At 48.6% G+C, this 21,913-nt stretch carries 20 protein-coding genes and 1 pseudogene; 15 read left to right on the top strand and 6 right to left on the bottom strand.

The annotated features are described in order from the left end of the window. Positions 1-29 precede the first annotated feature (29 nt). Genes PGS25_RS11890 through PGS25_RS11880 form a run of 3 tightly spaced genes read right to left on the bottom strand, consistent with a single transcriptional unit; the run spans position 30 to position 2,344 of the window. The gene (locus tag PGS25_RS11890; protein WP_270418842.1) at positions 30-224 is read right to left on the bottom strand and encodes a helix-turn-helix domain-containing protein; all 195 of its coding nucleotides are present in this window, start codon (positions 222-224) and stop codon (positions 30-32) included. Between the two features lie 4 nt (positions 225-228). Continuing rightward, complete coding sequence (locus PGS25_RS11885; protein WP_270418841.1) at positions 229-525, bottom strand: hypothetical protein; 297 nt, start codon at positions 523-525, stop codon at positions 229-231. Positions 526-538: 13 nt separating this feature from the next. Continuing rightward, positions 539-2,344, bottom strand: coding sequence for a DNA primase family protein (locus PGS25_RS11880; protein ID WP_270418839.1), 1,806 nt, complete (start codon positions 2,342-2,344; stop codon positions 539-541). A 59-nt stretch (positions 2,345-2,403) separates the two neighbouring features. On the opposite strand from PGS25_RS11880, the gene PGS25_RS11875 reads away from it, so the two are divergent. The 5 genes from PGS25_RS11875 (at position 2,404) to PGS25_RS11855 (ending at position 6,509) form a co-directional block, all read left to right on the top strand. Continuing rightward, entirely contained in the window at positions 2,404-2,592 is a 189-nt protein-coding gene (locus PGS25_RS11875; RefSeq protein ID WP_270418837.1) for a hypothetical protein, read from the top strand. Beyond that, on the top strand, positions 2,517-3,419 hold the full coding sequence (locus PGS25_RS11870; protein ID WP_270418835.1) for a hypothetical protein: 903 nt from the start codon (positions 2,517-2,519) through the stop codon (positions 3,417-3,419). Before PGS25_RS11875 ends, PGS25_RS11870 begins: the two co-directional genes overlap by 76 nt. A gap of 264 nt (positions 3,420-3,683) precedes the next feature. After that, positions 3,684-4,775, top strand: coding sequence for an amidoligase family protein (locus PGS25_RS11865; RefSeq protein ID WP_270418834.1), 1,092 nt, complete (start codon positions 3,684-3,686; stop codon positions 4,773-4,775). A 2-nt stretch (positions 4,776-4,777) separates the two neighbouring features. After that, positions 4,778-5,716, top strand: coding sequence for a class II glutamine amidotransferase (locus tag PGS25_RS11860; protein ID WP_270418832.1), 939 nt, complete (start codon positions 4,778-4,780; stop codon positions 5,714-5,716). A 235-nt stretch (positions 5,717-5,951) separates the two neighbouring features. Further along, on the top strand, positions 5,952-6,509 hold the full coding sequence (locus PGS25_RS11855) for a recombinase family protein (RefSeq protein WP_270418831.1): 558 nt from the start codon (positions 5,952-5,954) through the stop codon (positions 6,507-6,509). Here PGS25_RS11855 and PGS25_RS11850 read toward each other — a convergent pair. Next, complete coding sequence (locus PGS25_RS11850; protein ID WP_118761730.1) at positions 6,501-6,944, bottom strand: helix-turn-helix transcriptional regulator; 444 nt, start codon at positions 6,942-6,944, stop codon at positions 6,501-6,503. The genes PGS25_RS11855 and PGS25_RS11850 overlap by 9 nt on opposite strands. 97 nt (positions 6,945-7,041) lie before the next feature. On the opposite strand from PGS25_RS11850, the gene PGS25_RS11845 reads away from it, so the two are divergent. Continuing rightward, positions 7,042-8,262 carry a tyrosine-type recombinase/integrase gene (locus PGS25_RS11845; protein ID WP_270418830.1) on the top strand — a complete coding sequence of 407 codons (1,221 nt, stop codon included), beginning with the start codon at positions 7,042-7,044 and terminating at the stop codon, positions 8,260-8,262. Between the two features lie 50 nt (positions 8,263-8,312). On the opposite strand, the gene PGS25_RS11840 is transcribed toward PGS25_RS11845, so the two are convergent. Then, positions 8,313-9,992 carry a hypothetical protein gene (locus PGS25_RS11840; RefSeq protein WP_270418829.1) on the bottom strand — a complete coding sequence of 560 codons (1,680 nt, stop codon included), beginning with the start codon at positions 9,990-9,992 and terminating at the stop codon, positions 8,313-8,315. Positions 9,993-10,075: 83 nt separating this feature from the next. On the opposite strand from PGS25_RS11840, the pseudogene PGS25_RS11835 reads away from it, so the two are divergent. From PGS25_RS11835 to PGS25_RS11810, 6 genes and pseudogenes are all read left to right on the top strand, one after another. Then, a pseudogene (locus tag PGS25_RS11835) lies at positions 10,076-11,137 on the top strand (DinB/UmuC family translesion DNA polymerase); the annotation flags it as partial. A 387-nt stretch (positions 11,138-11,524) separates the two neighbouring features. Further along, positions 11,525-12,928, top strand: a complete 1,404-nt coding sequence (locus tag PGS25_RS11830) for a YfcC family protein (protein WP_118481135.1) — start codon at positions 11,525-11,527, stop codon at positions 12,926-12,928. Between the two features lie 81 nt (positions 12,929-13,009). Beyond that, positions 13,010-14,206: an amidohydrolase gene (locus tag PGS25_RS11825; RefSeq protein WP_270418827.1), complete on the top strand. Its 1,197-nt coding sequence runs from the start codon at positions 13,010-13,012 to the stop codon at positions 14,204-14,206. 3 nt (positions 14,207-14,209) lie between these two features. Beyond that, complete coding sequence (locus PGS25_RS11820; RefSeq protein ID WP_270418825.1) at positions 14,210-15,880, top strand: M28 family peptidase; 1,671 nt, start codon at positions 14,210-14,212, stop codon at positions 15,878-15,880. A gap of 21 nt (positions 15,881-15,901) precedes the next feature. Continuing rightward, positions 15,902-16,912: a succinylglutamate desuccinylase/aspartoacylase family protein gene (locus tag PGS25_RS11815; protein WP_110435970.1), complete on the top strand. Its 1,011-nt coding sequence runs from the start codon at positions 15,902-15,904 to the stop codon at positions 16,910-16,912. A gap of 704 nt (positions 16,913-17,616) precedes the next feature. Continuing rightward, positions 17,617-18,264 (top strand): site-specific integrase, encoded by a 648-nt coding sequence (locus PGS25_RS11810; RefSeq protein WP_116705286.1) that lies wholly within the window; start codon positions 17,617-17,619, stop codon positions 18,262-18,264. Positions 18,265-18,621: 357 nt separating this feature from the next. Here PGS25_RS11810 and PGS25_RS11805 read toward each other — a convergent pair whose 3' ends face one another. Then, positions 18,622-18,987, bottom strand: coding sequence for a helix-turn-helix domain-containing protein (locus PGS25_RS11805; protein ID WP_110435972.1), 366 nt, complete (start codon positions 18,985-18,987; stop codon positions 18,622-18,624). Between the two features lie 146 nt (positions 18,988-19,133). Between PGS25_RS11805 and PGS25_RS11800 the strand changes: the two genes are divergently transcribed. From PGS25_RS11800 to PGS25_RS11795, 3 genes are read left to right on the top strand one after another with little or no spacing between them, the layout of a single operon-like run. Continuing rightward, entirely contained in the window at positions 19,134-19,823 is a 690-nt protein-coding gene (locus PGS25_RS11800) for a hypothetical protein (protein WP_270418824.1), read from the top strand. Then, positions 19,804-20,163: a DUF2085 domain-containing protein gene (locus tag PGS25_RS15760; protein WP_442865284.1), complete on the top strand. Its 360-nt coding sequence runs from the start codon at positions 19,804-19,806 to the stop codon at positions 20,161-20,163. The genes PGS25_RS11800 and PGS25_RS15760 overlap by 20 nt, the downstream gene beginning before the upstream one ends. A gap of 3 nt (positions 20,164-20,166) precedes the next feature. Continuing rightward, positions 20,167-21,540: a YARHG domain-containing protein gene (locus PGS25_RS11795; protein WP_270418822.1), complete on the top strand. Its 1,374-nt coding sequence runs from the start codon at positions 20,167-20,169 to the stop codon at positions 21,538-21,540. The last annotated feature ends 373 nt before the right edge of the window (positions 21,541-21,913 follow it).

The following is a 21,913-nucleotide window of genomic DNA, read 5'->3' as shown; positions in this document are numbered from 1 at the left end:
GGTTTTAGACCTTGCCCTCTGCTGCATATTCAGGCACTTTGCTTGGCGGCGTCCTCTTTGAGCCATTGCATCAGTGCATCGTGTTTTACAAGCAGGCGGCGGCCTATTTTGAGTGTTGGGAAATCCTCGCGGTGAAAGAGCGCATAGGCAGCGCTACGGCTTATGCCGAGCAGTTCAGCCAGATCACGGGCGGATAAGGTGATACATTTTACTTGTGCTGCCATAGAATCAGACCTCCGTATTGCCTAAGTACTGCTGCATGAGCGACCGGACCGTGATAGTACGGCCAAGCGGTAGTTCGAGTGGAATAGGAAGACCGGGTGCAATCTCTCTGAGGTGGTTCAGCGCATCGTGCTGTGCGTCTAAGTAAGAGCAGTGTGAGATTTGACGTTTAGGAGAGCAGATGTACTTCCGGAAACATTCGTTTGCCTGATCCCAGTTGTAGGCGATCATAACGGCATTGCTGCCCTTGAGAACATAGTAGCGGACATTTTTGCTTTTGTAGTTATTTTTATGCTTACCCATAATTTGTTTCTCCTTATTGGTTCGATAGTTTAATTCCGATGTACCCATTGTGGGTCTTGTCACCGATCCGTATTTTTTTCGGCTTGACTTTATTCGCAAGCTGGCTGCGCAATATGCGCGAAAAGCGTGTTCGATCAGTTATGATCGGCAAGTCGTGTCCCACGCAATAGGCGATGCAGGCTTCGTGCAGGTCTTGCGTAGAGGTAAAGCTGTTATCGTCGGTCAGGATACAGCAATCATTCAAAAATGCAGCGATATTCTGGTTTTCGGACATAGGCGATGCATAGGACTGGGATAACAGTTGATCGACGAGGGCCTGTCCTGCAAAAATGTACTTGTCCGCAAGCAGACGGTGATATGCGTGGATTGCGCGGAGAAAGATGCCGTCCCGCTCGGCAAGGATTTTCTGCGTGAGTAGATGATCCTGCTGTTCCGTAGGGATAGAGAACCGAAAAGGTATCACCACCATGCGGGATAACTGCGCCGTATCTTCTTCGACCATCCGAATCGGAAAGTTCGATGCGAACACGAGATTGATCGCTGGTGCCATGGTTGCAAGCGGCTTATACTTTTCCTCCACTGTCATAAGATCGCGTCCTGTGATCTGTTTGAGCGTTGCAACGGCCTGTGCCGAGAGCGTACGATTAGGAAGATCACCGCAGATATTGAGCTTCTTTTCAATCAGGGCTGCACCGGAAAAACGGTCGCCAAGACGGTAAAGATCAAGTGTACTCACAGCTTCGGGATTGAACATAGAGCGCAGCAACTCAAGCAGCACGCTTTTGCCGCTGTTGCTGACACCTTGCAGCAGGAAGAATACCTTGCCATCGGTATCACAGGCAAAAATATAGCCGAGCATTTGCCAGATACGCATTTGCAGAGCGTAATCATTTCCGGTGATAAAACCTATGAAATTGTCAAAGTGCGGCGTACCATGGCACAGAGTAGGCAGCGATACGTTCAGGCAATGCGTGAAAAAGCAGGCAGAAGTATGCGGTGATATGGTGTTCGTTGTCATATCATAGATACCGTTCTGGATGCAGAGCAGCGAATGGTTGCCTGGTGGTTCAGCAAGCAGCTTGGAATTGCTGAGCAGGAAGACTTCGATGTCCTCGAAAACCCGCTTGCTGCTGTGTTTTTCGATGTCATCAGCACAGAGAGAACGCATCAGGCGGCGCAGCTCACCGGTTTGCAGCAGGTGATACCAGCCGTTCTCGTACCAGTAAACGTGCTCTTGATAGATTCGGGTTTTACCGGTCGAGGCGATGCGTTTGGCTATTGTCGCTGCATTAGCCGCTTTGGGACGCTCTATTACGGGTGGACAAACGGCTGTTTCCGTTGGCGCAGGCTGATTCTGTGGAATCGAAACTGCTGCCTGCTGTGCAGGTGCACAGGAAACTGGTGCCAGAGCGGGAACGGATATAGCCTTCTCGGGACTGTCTGTATTGTTGGCACACTCCTGTTGTGATATAGTAATATCAGAGGAATTGGAACAAAATGCAGACAGGACATTGTTCATCACATCTTCTGGCGATGCTGTCGGTGAATCGGCGGGTATTGCTTTGTTGCTTCCGGAGTTGATCGCATCAAAGAGGATGGGAATAGCGTATCCGTTTTTGTCCAGTGGGTAATTGTTTGATGTCGTAGGAATACCTCCTTGTTTTGGTGTTAGAGGCCTCTTCGTGCTATATATTACATGATGTGATATGTGGTTTGCAAATTGTGAAAAACGCGAAAAACGATGATTTTTGGAACTTTTTTGGATGTGTGCGGCGTGTGATAAAAATAAAGTGGCAACAGTAATAATTGTGATGCTCAAAAAGTTTACAGTGCTCGCATAAAAGGTAATTTTTTTAAAAGTTGAAGGAAGCTAAAATTATGCTGGGTAATGAAGAAGAAAAGCAGAAAATGGCAGATAACGGTGAGGGCGATAAGTGTCAGAATAGCGAAAAAATGCTGTCAATCCAGATGAGATTATTGATGACAGCGAGATGGAAAACAAGCAAGATGCGGCAGAAAGCGAAGCGGCTGTTGATGAAAATAACGAAAAAGGAAAACCTTGTTTAATACCAGAATTACAAGCAAAGTCGCGTAATATAGGAGTAGCGGTTCCGACAAAATTACAGATTGATGCAAAGACTTTTAGCGAACGGTACAGGATGTTAAGAGAAGAGAAAAATATCTCCAATGACAAAGTTGCGGCGAGGATAAAGGAGTTATCGGAAGAGGAGAAAAGGGTTGATGCATTGAAGCAGTCGTTGTGGAAGGTTGAACAGGGGAAGAGTAAATCTGAATGGATATGTCGTGGGGCTGCAAAGGTATTTGGGGTTAGTGCTGAATATCTGGGAGGACAGGTAGATTGTCCTCGTGTAGTTCGTACGAATAACGATGATACTATTGAAAGAAGTGATATATTACTGTTTGAGCCTATTATTGTTTCAGGTCGACCATCGGATAAGGTAAAAGAGGAGCAAAGGAAGAAAGAACAGGTTACTATTCAAGAATTTATTGAGAAAGAGGATGGTTTAGTAAATACTCAAGGGAATAACGAAAAAGTAGAATCAATATATTCTGATATTTTTTATCATATAGCGCACGCAGAACTTGAAGAACAGAAAAACTTTATTAAGTGTTGGAAATTGCAAAAGAAATATACCGATAATCCAGAGCAACTTACACCGGATGAACAAAAAAAGTTTAAGCGCAGATTAACATTTCATAAAAAAACTTCATTAGCTGGAGAGCATAAATATCATGTCATTTGGGATTTGATTTTTAGCAATGAAGAGTTGTTTGAGGTGTTGTATGAAATTGCTTCTGATCCGCTCAATAAAGAGCAGTTGCGTGATATGATGATAAGAAATTATGAATATACGAAAAAACAGTTCCAATAGTTCTTAAAGAATAAATTTGTTCCGCGTTCTGCGTTCCGCATAGATACTTTTTCCACAGTGTATACTAAGAATAATAGTAATAATAAGTATAAGTGTAAAAAGTATACCGTCAGAACGCGGAACGCGGAACACAGAAGATTTCCCCCATTTATGTGTGCATAAATGGGGGATTTGTACTATTTCCGTAAATAAGCGTATTTTCAATTATATATTATCTCCATGAAGTATCAACAACCCAACAAATACTGAATGGAGGAAACAAAAATGAAAGATACTCGAATTTGTGACAACTGCGGTGCAGAGCACCCGATCAGCAAGATGTTTGAGGTAGAGGGCGACTGGCTCTGTGAGGACTGTGTAGATCGTTTGACAGTAACCTGTGACCACTGCGGCGATCGCATCTATCAGGAAAGCGCCGTCGAGGACGATCACCACACGCTCTGCGAGGGCTGTTTTGACGAGCACTATGTCCGCTGCCACGACTGTGGCTGCATCCTGCGCAGCTATGATGCCTACTTCGATGATGACGATCATTCCTATTGCTCGGATTGCTGGGACGAGCACGAAGGCGCGATTCACGACTACAACTATACGCCCGACCTTGTGTTCCACGGCAAGGGCCTGCGGCATTTTGGTGTAGAGCTGGAAATTGACGAGGGCGGCACGGTTAACAGCAACGCGCAAAAGCTGCTCGACATTGCCAATGCAAACGCCGAAAACCTGTATATCAAAACGGATGGCAGTCTGGATGAAGGCTTGGAACTTGTCACGCATCCCATGACGCTGGAGTACCACCTGAATGAAATGCCATGGGAGCAGGTTCTTCGCAAAGCGCAGAGCATGGGCTATCTGAGCCATGCCGCCGGCACTTGCGGACTGCACGTTCACATCTCGCGTCTGGCGTTTGGCTGTACTTATGAGCAGCAGGAGGCCGCAATCGCCCGCCTGCTCTACTTTGCAGAGAAATTCTGGGCTGAGCTTCTGCGGTTCAGCCGCCGTACGCAGAGCCAGATGAACCGCTGGGCGGCTCGGTACGGTATTCGCCTTACGCCGTCCGAGCAGATGAGCCACGCGAAGAACTCCTGCGCTGGGCGCTATACAGCGGTCAATCTTACGAACTCTGACACCGTAGAAATCCGTATGTTCCGCGGAACTTTGAAATTAAACACACTGAAAGCCACTTTGCAGATGGTCAACCATCTTGTCGAGGTGGCTGTTGCTTTGTCCGATTATCAGGTGCAGGACATGAGCTGGTTTGACTTCCTCGACGAAATCAAGGAGCCGGAACTTATCCAGTATCTTAAGGAACGCCGCCTGTATGTCAACGAACCTGTCACCGCAAGCGAGGAGGAATGAGTATGTGCAGTCTGTTTGGCTTAATCGACTTTACGGAGTGCCTGAGCACTCACACAAAGAACAAAATTCTGAATACCCTTGCCAGAGAGTGTCAGGTGCGCGGCACGGATGCAACCGGCATCGCCTATAACTTCAACGACCGCCTGCGTATCTACAAACGTCCGATTCCCGCTCGGAAGATGAAGATTCATATTCCGAACGGCGTGAATACCATTATGGGCCATACCCGCATGACAACACAGGGCAATGCGCAGTTTAACCAGAATAACCATCCGTTCCTTGGTCATGTTGACGGCAGTAGCTTTGCTCTCGCGCATAATGGCGTACTTTGGAACGATCGCGAATTACGTTTGAACGAAAATCTTCCGCAAACGAGCGTTGAGACCGACAGCTACATTGCCGTCCAGCTCTTAGAGAAAAACAAAACCCTCGACTTTGACAGCCTCAAAAATATGGCTGAAAAGGTCGAGGGTTCTTTTGTGTTTACGGTGCTGGATAAGGACGATGCTATCTGGTTTGTGGTTGGCGATAACCCGCTGTGCATCATGTTTTACGACGGCTACCTGCTCTACGCTTCCACACAGGAAATCCTGTGCAAGACCAGCAAGAAGTTAAAGCTGACCGCACCCTCTGACATTCTGGAGCCAAAGGAGGGCGAGATTTTGAAGATCGACCGAGCGGGACGTATCACTTCCGGCAGCTTTATGCCGAAAACCAGCTATGCGCATTGGTGGCGACGCTATCCATATTACCGCGATTACTATGAGGACACGACTGCGAACTACGATGATCTGTTCAGCGTGGCGAAAGTGTTCGGCATAACGGCGGATGAAATTCAGGTATTGCTCGACTACGGCTGTTCAGAGGAGGAAATCGAGGAGATGCTCTACGATCCGACTCTGCTGCACGAAATGACCGGAGAGCTGTTATACGCATACTAAGAGGGGAGGACGAACAACATGGGATTATTTAGTGTAATCTGGGTACTCGGTGAAGTGCTGGAAGCATTGGACGAACTGCTCGATCTGACCGATGATGTGTAGTTTCAAAAACGCCTGACTTTCGGCACATTGATTTTGAAACGAGTTTTGGAACAAAAATTGCCCTCGGAATACCACATTCCGAGGGCAAATTTTTTTGTTTCATAAACGAAGATTTTTGCAACAGGAGGACGATATGAAGCACTATAAATTCGGCTATGCCCGTGTCAGCACCGAACAGCAGAACCTTGCGCGGCAGCTCGATATGCTGTCGCAGTACGGCGTGGACTACATTTTCAATGAGAAAATGACGGGCACCAAACGCGACCGTCCGGAACTGAACAAACTGCTAGAGCGCATGATGGAGGGCGATACGGTAGTAATTGAGAGCCTGTCCCGCTTGGGCCGCAGCACGAAGGACTTGATCGAACTGGTGGAGCTGTTCCACGAACGTGGCGTGCATCTGGTCAGCCTGAAAGAGCAGATCGACACCTCCACACCGGCGGGAAAGCTGCTGTTTACGCTAATGAGCGCCGTCGCGCAGTTCGAGCGTGACGTGATTGCAGAGCGCACCAAGGAGGGTTTGGATGCCGCCAGAGCACGCGGCCACATCGGCGGCAGACCGCGCACTAACGCGCAGAAGGTCAAGCAAGCGGTTAAGCTCTATCACACCAAGCAGTATACCGTTCGGGAGATTGAGGAGCTGACTGGGGTGAAAAAGGCAACGCTGTATCGCAGCCTGCGCTCACTCTAACAACGGCTGGTTCTGTGCCTCCAATTTGGTATTGCACGCAATGATGCCGCATCGCTGGTACAGACACTCTATAATGACCACATCACGCGCGTTTCGCGGGTACAGCACAGCATGGCCTGCGGCTTTGAGAAGCGCCTGCGTTTCCTCTACCGTAAGCTGAAAGCCAAACGCAAGCTGTATCAGCTTGTCCCGTGTCGGTGTATAAGTACCGTCGAAAAGCTGGTAGCCATAGGTACGCGCCAAGCCTGCCGCACGGATTACTGCCGCTCTTGTCAGCTGTTTACGTTCCAGCAGGTCCGCTAATAGCTCCGGTACGGTTTTATTCTGCAACTCGTCAGCGTTCTCCTGAACAAAGGCTGCTGCATCTGGCTTGCTGCGCAGAATATCCATCAATTCGCCTGTGGTCTTTTCCATCTGTATCACCGTTTCTGTCATCTATTGATTTCCATTATAGCACAGAACCATTTCACCTTAAAATCAAATTCTAACCCGATCCGAACTCATCAGTAAAACCGCATCGGAGGCATTACAGATGAACAACAATAAGAAGAATAAGAAAAAGCGTCACAACGGTGAGGGCAGTATCCGCCAGAAACCGAATGGGCGCTACGAAGTCCGTATCTCCGGCCGAGATATGGAAACCGGTAAATCGACTCGTATTTCCAAGTACGCCGATACACTTGATGAAGCTGTTGATATACAACACGCTTTGAGTGTCGCTATGGTACAGACACCGCAGTATTTACAGAACAATACGACCGTAGGCGAGTGGCTGGATAACTGGCTGACGACTTATATGCAGCACACGCTCAAGCAGTCCACCTATAAGAGCTATGAAACCTATGTCCGCAAGCATTTCAAACCGTCGCTCGGCACTATCAAGCTGAAAGAGTTGACCCCGCGTACGCTCCAGATATTCTACAACTACAAACAGGAGCAGGAGAACTTATCTCCCAAAACCATTTCCAATCTGAATATGTGCTTACATAAGGCTCTTGCACAGGCACAATCCGAGGGACTGATTCTCTCCAATCCGTCCGGCAGCGTAAGCCTGCCGCCGCTCATCAAACCGCATATTGAGGTTCTGACCCGCGAACAGCAGGCCCGCTTGATGCAGGCAAGTTATCAGTTCCGATATGGCGTATTCGTGCGGATGACTTTGGTAACTGGCTTACGATTGGGTGAGGTAGTCGGCCTGCGTTGGTGTGATATTGATTTCTATACGAATATGCTTCATGTCAACCAGACGCTCAATCGCTTACAGCGCTATGATGATGACGAGGCCGATAGCAAAACCGAAATCGTTACGCAGACACCGAAATCGCAGAACAGCATCCGCAGTATCCCTATGCTGCCTGATCTGGTGATGGACCTCCAGAACTGGCGAACCGTGCAGATGCAGGATGCCGCCGCACTGGGCACTGCCTACTTCGACAGCGGCCTGATTGCTACGCAGGAGAACGGTCTCTATGTCGAGCCGCGCCTCATGCGCGAATATTACCAGAAGATGCTGGCTGCGGCCAATCTGCCGAATTACAACTTTCACGCACTGCGGCATACCTTTGCTACCCGTGCAATGGAGCAGGGCATGGATGCGAAAACGCTCTCGGTTCTGCTGGGACATTATTCTGTTGGATTTACGCTGGATACCTATGCCCATGTGCTGACCGACCAGAAGTGGACCGCGATGCAGACGATGGCGAATATGTATAATATGGAGCCGCCGCTGCGTCAACCGATCCAGTTCTTTTGAGAGAGAAATAAAGCTGCCCGAGCGGGCAGCTTTATTTTTTTGCCTAAATCTTATAGTAATTTCTTCAGCAATCGATCCATCTTTTCATACTGTCCTGCAGAATCTATTCCTTCTATTAAGGGGAATATTTCTATAAATGGATAGATTTCAGTGCCTAATATTTGCTTATCATATGCTGTTTGCAGTCGTTCCTTAGACTTGCATTTACCATACATAATACAAAGACCGCATACTAATTCATTTTCCTCGATTGGACTAATTGAAAATAAATACTTAAACACCAAATCTTTTACATAATAGCGTCGTACACTACTATAATCACTAAATTTTGCATCTACGATCATATATTGGGAATCGCCATTTTCTTCAATTTTAATCAGAAAATCTGGCACATAGTAATGACCGCCTTGCCTACAGTCATCTTCATTACCCGCATACACAGATATAGAATTATTTCTATACAACCCGATACCATTTACAGAGCGCTGATCTGTATCAAAAATTACAGGCTGATAATATAAAGTAATCCTTTTCTGACCATTTTTTAATACAAATGTATTTCGTACAGAAGTATTTTTGTATTTCCATCGTTTTGATACCGGATATACGCAACGTCTAGAAGACTCCAATGAATACCCTCTATCTCTGAAATAGCAAAGGAATTTCGCCAAAAGATAACTTTCATACAAAGCTGAAATTTTAATAAAGGAGAGCATAAAATGTTCTTTAGAAAAATTATATATTCCAAAACTAAACCATTGATGAATTCTAACGAATATTCGATTATATTGTGGAACGGAGAGAAAAATTGCAGTCGGTCTAGGGGGTACTATATGTTGATCTAGGGGGATACGAAGAATATCACTATACATTCCCCATAAATATGTAAATTTTTCAGACAATTTCTCCAACTGAGTCTTTCCATCTTCTATCATTTTTCTTGTTTCAGAAAACATAAAAAATGATGAATAAATGTACTCTGAGCTATAATCTTCATCATTGGGGATTTTACTTAATAGATTACAGCAATATCCTTGCAAAGATTGTACCGAATCAATCATATTCCTTAGAAATGCTAAAATCACTCTATTCTCATATATATCATATGAGCGTGTATTTTGAACAGTTTCTGTTTTCTGTGGTTGATACACACGATTTCCAATAAATATACCTTGCGTACTATTTACTTGCCGCAAGTACTCTGGATGCGTTGCTGTATATGACAGCGTTCCCTGCGTCACATATTGTATTCGCTCTAGTCTCTCAATTACAGACATCTTTTTCAACTTGAATCTGCTATTAGCTTTGAAATATCCATAACTACTCTCATATATAGCTGCAATCTCTTCTGCTAACAAAATCTGTGTCGCAAGACTACGGTACCCATTCTCTTTAAGCCCAGATGGTTTTTTCGGTTTGAGTTCTCCATTTAACAAAAGCCATTCTTGATTATTATAAACAAATCTAGCCATTGCTTCTACCGAATTATTAAGTTCCTCTCGTCGCACCAAAATCGGTAAATACTCTGAATTCAGCGTACATTCTTGTCCATCTACTAATATAAGCGTAATAGACAACTCCGCAAACCCATAACAATCTAGAAAAATTCGTCTATTGCTTATCCCTCGACTAGGAAAATAAATTCGTCCATTATTGTAAACAGAGGACTCAAGCACATCATTGACATATACACGAACATCAGCAATTCGGTTCAAATCTTCACAATTCAATCGCATTTCATAACTTAAATCAGCGAAAATTTTATTGTTATTGCCCGTAGAATTCTCTATAATATGCTCTAGTCCAGCTTGGCGATTATCTATCCACCTACAAACTTACCCCCAGAGAACTTGCAATGAAAATTATCCTAGATGTGATCGAGAATACCGGAATTACAGCCACCGCAGGTATTGGTACGAATCTTTATTTATGTAAAGTCGCAATGGATATCTTGGCAAAACATATCCCTGCGGATGAGAACGGCGTGCGCATCGCAGAGCTGGATGAGATGACCTACCGTCAAACCATGTGGTCGCACCAGCCACTCACCGATTTCTGGCGGGTTGGACGTGGATACGCCAAGAAGTTAGAGGCACACGGAATGTTTACCATGGGCGATGTTGCGCGAATGTCGGTATGCAATGAGGATCTTCTTTACCAGCTCTTTGGGAAAAACGCTGAGTTGTTGATTGACCATTCGTGGGGCTGGGAACCCTGTACCATCCAAGCGGTTAAGGCATATCATCCCAGTGAAAACAGCCTTGGTTCCGGTCAGGTCCTGCATTGCCCGTATTCCGCAGAAAGGGCTCGGTTGGTGCTGAGAGAAATGGCAGAGCAACTGGCACTGGATTTGGTGAGTAAGAAGCTGATGACCGACCAGATTGTTCTGACGGTCGGCTATGACATTGAGAACCTAACTGATCCGGCACGGCGAAATCGTTATCATGGCCCAATAGTCAAGGATCACTATGGCCGCGAGGTTCCAAAGCACGCCCATGGAACCGAGCGCCTGAACGATTATACCTCCTCTACAAAGAAAATCATGGGGGCAGCTACAGCGCTCTTTGATCGTATTGTGAATACCGACCTCATGGTGCGGCGACTTAACATCGTTGCGGGTCGGGTGATTTCAGAGAGTGAGGCGATGACCAGAGAGGGCGAATTTGAGCAGATGGATCTGTTCACCGATTATGCTGCCGTTGAGGCTCGTCGAAAACAAGAGCAAGCAGAACTGGATCGGGAGCGAAAAATGCAGGAGGTTATGCTCACTATTAAGAAGATGGTGCCCATACGAACTATGAATTATCGGCGCATAGACCGCACGGTTGCAGGACATATTCGACCCATCCGTTACATCTGTACCCTCAGTCTGTGAGGGGGAACATCGTATAGGAGAAGGCGGCAGCGGGATGAATCTGCTGTGGCTGCAGATAAACTTTGCGCGCTTCCAAGCTGAGGAGTTTACACTGAATTTGGGATGGCCGCTATGCCCGTGTCAGCCTGCCCAGTGGAAACTTCAGCAGCACACACGCTTCTGTAACGGCTGTGTCGGCTGACAGAAGCGTGGAATGGGCTGGAACTTTAATCAGTTTTTGTGGATACAGTGGTCAAAACATCCATAGACTCCCTTGAGCCGCTGGCGGCTCAAGGGAGTTTTTTACGATAAATTCAGATTCCTCGATAAATCTCGATTTGCCCTTGCATAAAGAAAAAAATAAATGTATAATTATTAGACACTTGATTGTGAGGAGTGCAGAGAAGAATGTCCATTGAAACGTCGAAAAAGAAAAAAGGCATCCAGATGCCCCACACGTACATTATTCTGTTTCTGATCGTGTTGGTTGTCTGCCTGCTGACCTACGTGATTCCTGCCGGCCAGTTTGAGCGCCAGGAGGATGCCAGCGGCCGTATGCTGATTGTACCGGGTACATACACTCAGGTGGAATCGTCACCGGTTTCACCGCTGGAAATCCCCATGGCTTTTGTGAGAACTCTGGGCAGCTCCAGCGTAAACGAGATCATCTTCTTTATTTTCATCATCGGCGGCGCCTTTGAGCTGATTATGCAGACAGGGATGATCACCGCCTTTTGTGCCAAACTGGGCAAGATGTTTGCGGGAAAAGAAAAGCTGCTCATCCCCATCTTCATTACGGTCTTTGCCGTAGGCGGCTTCACCATGGGAATGTCTGTGGAGGTTCTGGTGTTTGTGCCTATTGGGATTGCAGTGGCCAAGGCAGTGGGCTATGATACCATCACAGGTACAGCCATGATCGCCATGGGCTCCATCGTGGGCTTTACGGCGGGCATCTATAATCCCTTTAATGTGGGTGTGGCTCAGTCCATCGCGGGTGTGACTCCCATGTTCTCCGGAGCCTGGTATCGCTGGATTATCCTGGTGGCGTTTATTGTTGCGACCAGCCTGTATATTATTCATTACGCGGAGAAGGTAAAGAAGAATCCCTCCAAGAACCTGATGGGGAACGAGGATTCCAACCTGGAGGATGTGGATGTATCTGCGATTGAAGTGACCGGACGGCACAAGCTGATCCTTCTGGCCGTTGTCATCGCGCTTGCCGTTTTGATTTACGGCGTGGCCTACTTGGGATGGTTTATCACCGAAATGGCTACTTTGTTTTTGGTGCTGGGTGTGGTATGCGGTATTCTGGCCGGGTTCAGCGGCAACAAGATCTGCGATCTGTATGTGCAGGGCATGGCCAATATCACCTTCGGTGCGATGATTGTGGGAGTGGCCGGTACGATCAATACCGTTATGGTGGACGGCATGATCATTGATACCATTATCAATGCCTTGGCCAATGCGATTGTGGCACTGCCCAGCTCGGTAAAGATCATCGGTATGTTCCTGGTGCAGAACATCATCAACCTGCCCATCAACTCTGGTACGGGCCAGGCGGCAGCCACCATGCCGATCATGGCGCCTGTGGGCGATCTGGTGGGCCTGACCCGCCAGAGCACTGTGCTGGCCTTCCAGCTGGGTGACGGCCTGACCAATGCCATCTACCCCACTTCGTCCACCATGCTGGGATTTTTGGCTGCGTCCAAGATTCCCTATTCCGTGTGGCTGAAGTACGTCATTAAGCTGGTGATTTTGCTCAGCCTGGTTTCTATGGCCTTCCTGGCTTTGGCTGTGGTGATCGGTTACTGATCCGTTTAGAGCTGGCCGCCGCAACTGCATGGCGCGACGGCAGGATATTATAAATTTCAAAGATATAGGATGGGACATGCCATGGAAGAAATTCAGAAGCAAATTGCGAATATCGTTTCAGAGCTGATGCCGCAGCTGTGCGCGCTGAGCGACGAAATTTTTGATTACGCCGAGCCGGGCTATGAGGAGTACCGCTCCTCAGCTGCGCTGACAAAGTGGCTGCGAGCCCACGATTTTGAAGTAACCATTCCCTACGCCGGGCTGGATACGGCTTTTTGTGCCGTGTACCGCCGCAAGGGAGGGCGGGCTGCCGGAGGGCGCGCAGTAGGATTTTTAGGGGAATATGATGCGCTGCGGGGCCAGGGACATGGCTGCGCCCACCATATGCAGACCCCTGCCATGATCGGCGCGGCAATGGCCCTGCGGGGAGTGCTGGAGTCTTCGGACCAGCCCTTTGAGATCCATGTGATCGGGACGCCCAGCGAGGAGTCGCTGGACGGAGGCAAAAACGAGATGGCCGCCCACGGCGGGTTTGACCATATTGATGTGGCCTTCATGGTGCACGGCAGCACATTGACCCAGCTGGAGACGCCCTCTCTGGCTCTGATCGAGATGGATGTGGAATTTCACGGCAAAACCGCCCACGCGGGTATTGCGCCTTATGCTGGGCGCAGCGCAGTGGATGCGGTGACCATGCTGCAGACAGGGCTTGGGCTCATGCGCAATCACCTCAAGGATTCCAGCCGGGTGAGCAATATTGTGCTGGCTGGGGGGACGGCAGTCAACTCCGTGCCCGATTTTGCCAAGGTTAAGGTAGAGATCCGCCACTCCTCCATGGCGTATCTGGAGAGCGTGGAGCAGTGGACCCGGGAGATTGCCCAGGCTGCTGCCATGGCTACCCAGACACAGGTACAAATTACCCCTGTGGCGCATATTTACAACACCACCATCAATGATGCCATGGGTGCGCTGCTGATGGAGTGTGCAGAAAAATTTGCGTGTGACGGAATTGCTCCGCCCCGGAAGGACTGCGGTTCTACCGATTTCGGCGCGGTGACCCACCGGCTGCCCAGCTGCTGCCTGCGGGTAAAGACCATCGAGACAGATGATCCTCCTCACACGGACGCATGGGTAAAGACCGGGAAAGAGGCGCGGGCTCATCAGGGCATCTATGACGGTGCTGTGTGCTGTGCACTGGCTGCCTTCCGCCTTGTGACGGATGAGGCTGCCTGGCAGGATGTGTACCAGTGTTTCCTTGCGCACCAAAAGGAGAATTGAGGAATGGAAGAACTCTCACGGGAATGCCTGATGGAGACACTGGATGTGTTTTCCGGGCTGAAGCGCATCGGCGGTTCGGAAGATGAGCACCGTGCCTGCGGCTATCTGATCAAGAAGCTGCAGGAATGGGGCATTCCATGCCGCGTGTATGAGTGTGACGGATATGTCTCCACTCCTATAGAAGCGTCAGTTACTGTAGAGGGGATGGATCAGACCTTTGAAGCCCTTCCCCGTTCCTTCTCCGCCCATTGTCCGGACGGAGTGACCGCCCCCTTGTTTTATGATGTCCATGCCCACGACCAGATGAAGCCCAGACAGGAGCAGGATTGGTACGCGGGGGCGCGGGGCTGCATCGTGATTGGGGACAATTTTTATGAGGACTATGTTCAAAAGCTGCGGGGATACGGTGTAAAGGGCCTGATCCATCTGTGGACCAGCGAGGAGCCTGTGCTTCACTACGAGACGGTCAGCCCTGTGTGGGGCACCGCGGAGCCTGAAAACGGAAAAACCTATCCTGATTTTCCGGTGGTGGGCCTGAGAAGCTGTGACAGAGAATCCATACTGCCCTTGCTGACGCCTGGAGCCTGCAGCCGTACCGCGACGGTGCGCAGCGTACTGCAGTGTGGATGTGTGCGTCTTCAGATCCCTGTAGCCGAGCTGGCCGGTGAAACGCCGGAGTATGTGCTGGTGGGCAGCCACTATGACTCCTGGGATTATGGTGTGACGGATAATGCCACCGGGAATGCCGCTGTGTTGGAACTGGCACGGGTACTGTCCCAGAAGCAGCTGCGGCGGGGTGTCAAAATCGCGTGGTGGCCGGCCCACTCCAACGGACGGTATGCCGGGAGCACTTGGTACTGCGATGAGCAGTTTGAGGACCTGGATGCCCGTTGTGTGGCGCTGGTCAACATGGACTCTCCCGGCTGTATGGGAGCGCAGGAGATCGGGTTTTCCACGTCCGGTGTGGCAGGGGATACCCTTGGGGATATCCTGCGTCGGTGCACCGGGCAGGCTGAGGTGGTGATCCGCCCGCTGGGGCGGGGATCAGACCTGTCATTTTTCGGGCCGCGCATTCCCATCCAGGTGTCCTTTGACTTTTATCAGGCGCCGCCCAACCGTGGCCGCTGGCACTGTGCAGGCAGCGGCGGAGGCTGGTGGTGGCATTCCGTGGAGGATACCATGGATAAGGTGGACCCCCAGCTTCTGATGAGGGATACACGGGTGCTGGTGGAGCTGGTAAAAGAGTTTGCTGATGAAGCGCATCTTCCCTTTGACGCGGCAGGGTGTCTGTCGCAAATGAGAGATACTGTGGCAGACATCCGGACCCATTGCGGCGATGACTTTGATTTCGCTCCTGTAGAACGGGCACTGGAGGAGCTGGACAAGGCCTGTGCCGGGCGTATCTGCTTTTCCAGTGACAGACAGGCGAAGGAGGCAGGAGGCCGGCTGACGAGACTGCTGTGCAGTGCCTGTGATGAATATCACTTTGACAACACATTTGCAGTGGGCCTGCTGCCCGGTCTGCAGCTGGTCAGGGGCAAGCACCGCAACGACCTGCCACCTCAGGAATTTTTGTATTGGCGGACAGCCTTCCGCCGGCAGGTGAACCGCTTTGTATCTGAGTGCACAAGCATTGTCCAAGCACTGAACAGCGACGCGGACAGTGTGGTATGATAGAGAAAGGGGATATGGATTATGCAGACCAATATCAAAGAGTATGACGAATCGTTTGATCTTACCCAGGCACTCCAAAAGAAGGGCACCAAGGAATATGGTTTTATTCATTTGGCCCAGCGGGCCAACGGTTCATGGGTGAATATTCCCATTATGCTGGCGGTGGGCGCCCAGGACGGTCCCACGTTGGTGGTGGATGCCTGCAACCACGGCGACGAGTATGAGGGTACTGAGGGAATTATCAAGACCTTTGAGGGGCTGGATGTATCCAAGATGAAGGGAAGCTTCATTGGAATCCCTGCCCTGAATGCAGAGGCCTTTGCCGAAATGAAGCGCTATAATACCTTGGACTTTGTGCCCCAGGATCTGAATCGCATCTATCCGGGCGGAACCGGCCCCATGACGGCTTATGTGTGCAGCTGGTACTGTGAGAACATCATCAAGAAGGCTGACGCGGTGATCTGCATCCACGGCGGCGGCAACAGCGAGTATCTGGAGCCTGTTGTGCTGTACTGCGGAGAGGAGTCTCCTGTGGCGTATAAGTCCCGTGAAATGGCCCAGTGCTTTGGCTTTAAGGTCTTGTGGAAGAACACCCGCTACGCGGAGAACAGCGGAATTGAGGATGAGTATGCCTATCAGATGGGCATTCCCTGCATTACACCCGAGATCGGCGGACAGTGCACCCGCATGTATCAGCGGGATGAGCACAAGCAGATGTTGGAGACCGGAATTCGCAATGTGATGACCCTGCTGGGGATTCTGGAGGGCAGCGTGCCCGCCAATGAGGGCGTACACCACTATGACATTGATTATATCTATAACCGCAACGGCGGGATTCATGTGCCTGTGAAGAAGGCAATGGATTCTGTGCGTAAGGGCGACACGCTTTCCATCATTACGAACCTGTTCGGAGAGGAAGTGGATCGGGTCATTGCTCCCTTTGACGGTGTGGTCATCGGGTACTGGACATATTCTGTCTGTCCTCCTCATGGCTGGGTATACATGGTTGGCAAGCCTGTGGATGGGGAGTAAAGCGCCCAGATCCATGCATCCTGCAAATCGAAGTGCCAGTTGAGTATCCTAGATACGAACAGGGCAGAAGCAGAGTGGGCTGTACATGGCCTGCAGAAATGAAAAAGGGCACCCTTTTGGATGCCCCAGTCTGTCGAAAAAGTCCAGCGAAAGCTGGGCTTTTTCGTTTGTAAACGGGAAAAATGAGTGGTGAGGGATGCTGAAACGGGGAAAAATGGGGCACAATGACCGGGTGTCTGGACATGCTGACAGCCAGCTTAGCTGGTGGTTTTGACTTGAGCTTATGCAATCAACAGCTTCTTATTGTTGGATAGACAACTTGATTTTCTGATAGGTGTTCCAATCAATGAGGTTTTGTTTGCGAAGGACCTCATTGAAGTAATCAAACCAGATTCGTTTCGTCAAAGCCTCGCGGCTTGGTTTTCTCATACGCAGGCCCCCTTTGCTACAGTATGCCTGATCTTTTGGGCGGTCATACCTGGCATGATGATAAAAAATGAATCTGCTCATTTTCCAAGGAGCAGGGCCTGTGCGAGGGTAATTGGGCCCCTTTTGGTGATCGACTGCACTGAGATTGTTCCGTAGGGTAAGGTTGTATCTCATATACCGCTCTTGTTGCTTTGTGGATGGCGATGGAACATATATTCCAGATCTGGCTCTTTTGTGGACAGGATTCCCGCTTGTAATCTCTGGTTGCTTAACATATGCCAAAGCGACGAGCAAACGGGGAGGGAAATATCCGCAAACGAAAGGACGGACGCTGGGAGGGTCGGTACACAGTCGGTCACGATCCAGAAACAGGAAAGGCCATCATTAAAAACGTCCTTGGAAAGACGCAAGCGGAAGTCAAGGAAAAGCTGAAGAAAGCCATCGAGGAAAATGTGGGCATCGACTACGGACGGGCCAAGACCTACACCGTGGGTAACTGGTTAGAAGTGTGGTATGAGAACTATGCCAAAATCAAAATGCGCCCATCCACCTACCTGACCTATCATGGCTACATCGAAAACCACATCAAGCCGCAGCTCGGCAAGATCCCGTTGAATGATCTGACGACGCTGCATCTGCAACAGTTCTACAAGAAATTGTTGGCAGAAGGGCGGGTAGAGCGAATCGAAGCACAGAAGCAGCCCAAGGGACTGAGCGCCAAAACAGTGCGCAACATCCATCAAATCATTTCCTCTGCCCTGAAGCTGGCAGTCGAGCAGCGGCTGATCGCCCACAATCCGGCAGACGGCTGTGCACTGCCGAAGGCGGAGCGCAAATCAGATTTGATCTTATCATCAATTCCGTTGATAGAATCTATATTTGTAGCTTTAGAAATCCAGCCTTTTGATTTCAGATATTCATAGATTTTCTTTTTAGTGACTTTGCCTTTTTGCTTGGAAACAGGGTGTATGAACATATCTTTAATCAACTGCTTTTTATGCTCTGTAGAAAGCGGTTGACCATAGTGTACCAATGATTTACTACCATTAGGTATTACACTACAAGTTCAAATAAGCTTTTAGCGCAAGCGCCGTGTATGCGGCTCCACAGTGTGTGGAACAAGAGATCTCTTAGGAGATCTCTTTGTATTTTGTCCAATTATTTTGCGACAATTTAACTTTTATTGGTTTAATATTACCACAATGGGCATCGAATAGCAATGTTTTACAATGTGTATAAACTACAAAATATAAAAGACTGACTGATACCACATAAGTATATCAGTCAGTCTTTTTGTTTTCTTCATCAAAACGGCGGCGGAATATGCGAATGATGCGCAGTATGTCCTTCTGCTCGTCCAAAGTCATGGAGGACAACTGTGCGTCGATTTTCCGTTTGATCTCATTGGTTTCCGGTTGTTTCTGCGGGACTTCCTCGACCGAGCCGATCAGTTCATAAAACGATATGTCCAACGCAGTGGCGATACGGTTCAGCGTTTCAATCGTCGGATTGCGCAGACCGCGTTCGATTTGTCCCAAGTGTGCAGCGTTCAGATCGGCTTTGAAAGATAATTCTTCCAAGCTGATGCCCTGTGCGTTGCGGAAAGTCCGGATTCGTTTGCCGATTGCAGCCGAAATATCAGTCATTGGCAACACCTCTCATACCATCATAGAGGTAGTTGTTCCAATCGGCAAATTGATATATACACTTGTAAATAGTGATTGTTATATCATTTACAAATGAGGCTGGAAATGATATACTGTGCATAAGAAAGCAAAGGGGAGGGGATCGCGTGAAGTGTCCAAAGTGCGGTTCGGAAAATACGCAGTATGTGGCTGTTCATCATTCTGGCAGCAGCGGATCGTTTACAGATGCCTGCTGCGGTATGATGATTTTCGGGCCGATCGGTATATTATGCGGTCTGTGCGGAGCAAGTCCGGGATTTACCGATGATTACTGGGTGTGCCATTCCTGCGGTAAAAAGTTTCAAGCGGGGACTGCGAAAGTAGCGGAAAAGGCTCGGCAGGAGAAAATTCAACAAGAACTTAATGCAAAAGCCAGGCGAAAAGCATTGCTGTCGGCAGCGAATCCAGTAATACTCCAGAATATCGACAACGAAGTGATAGAAGCTGAAAACCGCTATAAGGCTTTGAAAGCTCGCCTGAAAGCGGAGAAGCAGGCATTTTTGCAAGAGTACCCGGCGTGTAAGGTACAGAATACATTCCGGATGATTGGGAGAGGAATCATCATTGCATTGATGGGCTTTATAGCATTTCTGGCTATTGATATGGACGAACTGATTACGATAATTATCTGGTTTCTTGCTGCAATGGTGATTGGAGTAATGTGCATGATGCCGCCGTATTACATAAAGCTATCACCAGCCTTAACCGAGTTAAACGAAGCAGTCGAAAATGCAAAGAAATATCAAGAGTATTTGAGTAAACTGAAAAAGGCTCGTGATGAAGAAAACGGTGTATGAATGGCTGATGGCAGTTGGTCATCGAGCGGGATGCCATCAACGCGCAGACAGGAGCTTTTACTGGAAAGGCATGAAGTTTCCGCTGTGTGCCCGATGCACAGGCGTTCTGGTGGGATATATTCTCGCTGTGCCAGCGTATACGGTTTGTAGAAAGAACGTGAGCGTGTATGTCGTTTGCTGTATCCCACTGGCGATAGACGGTTTAACTCAGCTATGGGAGTGGCAGGTGTCTACCAATCGAAGAAGATTTGCCACAGGCGTTTTAGCGGGATATGGTATTGGCTCTATGGCGATTATACTGCTGTTGTTCGTAAAAAATTTAATACTGAGGAGTTGGTAAAAGATGTTTTGTCCAAATTGCGGTACGGAAATTAAGGAAAAGAAAACATTCTGTCCGAAATGCGGTTCTCCGCTGGGCGTAGAGGCAGTTCAAGAGGACGCAAAGACGGTGGAAGCTGCTGCAAGCACAGAAAACGTTCATGAGAATGTAATACCACCACAGGGAGCGCCAGTACCATCGAAAAAGGGTGGTAAAAAGAAGTTTATCATCGGCGGTATTGTGGCGGTTGTACTGATTTTGATTGCAGTGATGATTGGTACGTCTGGTGGTAATACAGGCACGACCAGTACAGATACTTATATCGAAACGGTGCAAAACGGCTATCTCGGTGAATTTACCGATATGACGGTGCAGGAATTGCTCGGCAGCTACTATGAAGATCTGCTGGACTGCACAGCCGAGTGGGACGGCGGAGAGAACGATGATGGTCAGCAGATTGTTGAAGTAAAATATACAGATGAAACTGTGGGCGACACAACGATTCAGTTCAAAATGCTGGACGAGCAGGTGTTCAAAATTTCTGCTTTTCATGATCCCAATACAGAGATTGAAAAGGCAAGCGACCTTGCGGCAGAGTTAAACAGTCTATACTTTATGGCTTACACCACAAAGCATGAAACAGAACTCGACAGCGCAGAGAAGATGAAAGTCTTTATTGATCAGCTGGATCAGATCTCCGGTTCTGCAGTGTTGTATGGTGCGGCAGCAAACTATACGGGTGATCGCGCACAGCTTTGCACGCTGTTTGGTGAGGACGCACTGGAAACCTCGGTTCCATGGATGCTGGATGCTTACGGCTATCTGGATATGAGCGACTATGCACAGCAGGATACTGGCAATACGACAGCAGCAGAACCGGCATCGACTGCGGATATCTCATCGGCTGATTATATTTTCCCGAGCGACCGCCAGTATATCACTGAGTCCGATATGGCAGGCTGGGATCAAAAGACGGCTCTGCTGGCCCGCAACGAGATTTTTGCTCGTCACGGCTATGTATTTCAGATGCAGGAAATTCAGAATTACTTCGCGGCTAAGTCGTGGTATACACCGAATTCGTCGTATGATGGCAGCGGCTTGAACGATGTAGAAAAGGCGAACGTTGATACTATTTCTGCATATGAGCAGAAGATGGGCTGGGCCGAGCAGAATGTTTCGCCGACAAAGTTGGCGCAGGGTGCGGTCAGCAGCTATGTGGAGAGCCAAGGCGATTACTGTACCGGTTTCGACTATGTTAGACCATATGCAGAGAACGAATATTTGGTCTGTGCAAAGATTGGCGAGTATGAATGGGAAGCCGAATATATTGTAGAGGTCAACGGCTCTGACGCATGGGTAATCGGCCGTCTGGACGGCGGTGTGTTTAGACCGGTATAAAAGCCAAAAGCCCGAGCGGGAAACCGCTCGGGCTGACAGCAACGTGACAGCAATCACGATAAAAACAACCGAAACTGTATGTGCTATATGTACTTAAAAAATGGGATAATGAACTGAATAAGACGGAATAACACAGGAAAAGATGCAAAAAATCAAAACTTTGCTTTTCAAATCTCTCTGTCTCCGCCATGAAAGCTGCACTTTTTGCTATGAAAGTGCAGCTTTTTTGCATTTATAGATAGAAAATGATAACTTTTAGAACGACTTAATTTTCCTTGACAGCAATCGTGACAGCATTTGTTGTAAAACACCAAAAACATAGCATGGATTTTATGAAAAAGATGAAACTTCAAAAACTTCGTAAAAAACAGTT

The sequence above is a fragment of the Butyricicoccus sp. AM78-15b2TA genome (assembly GCF_027665985.1).
Lineage (GTDB): Bacteria > Bacillota > Clostridia > Oscillospirales > Butyricicoccaceae > Agathobaculum > Agathobaculum butyriciproducens.
Note: the sequence above shows the minus strand (reverse complement) of the source record. Positions and strands in the feature narration are given on the sequence as shown.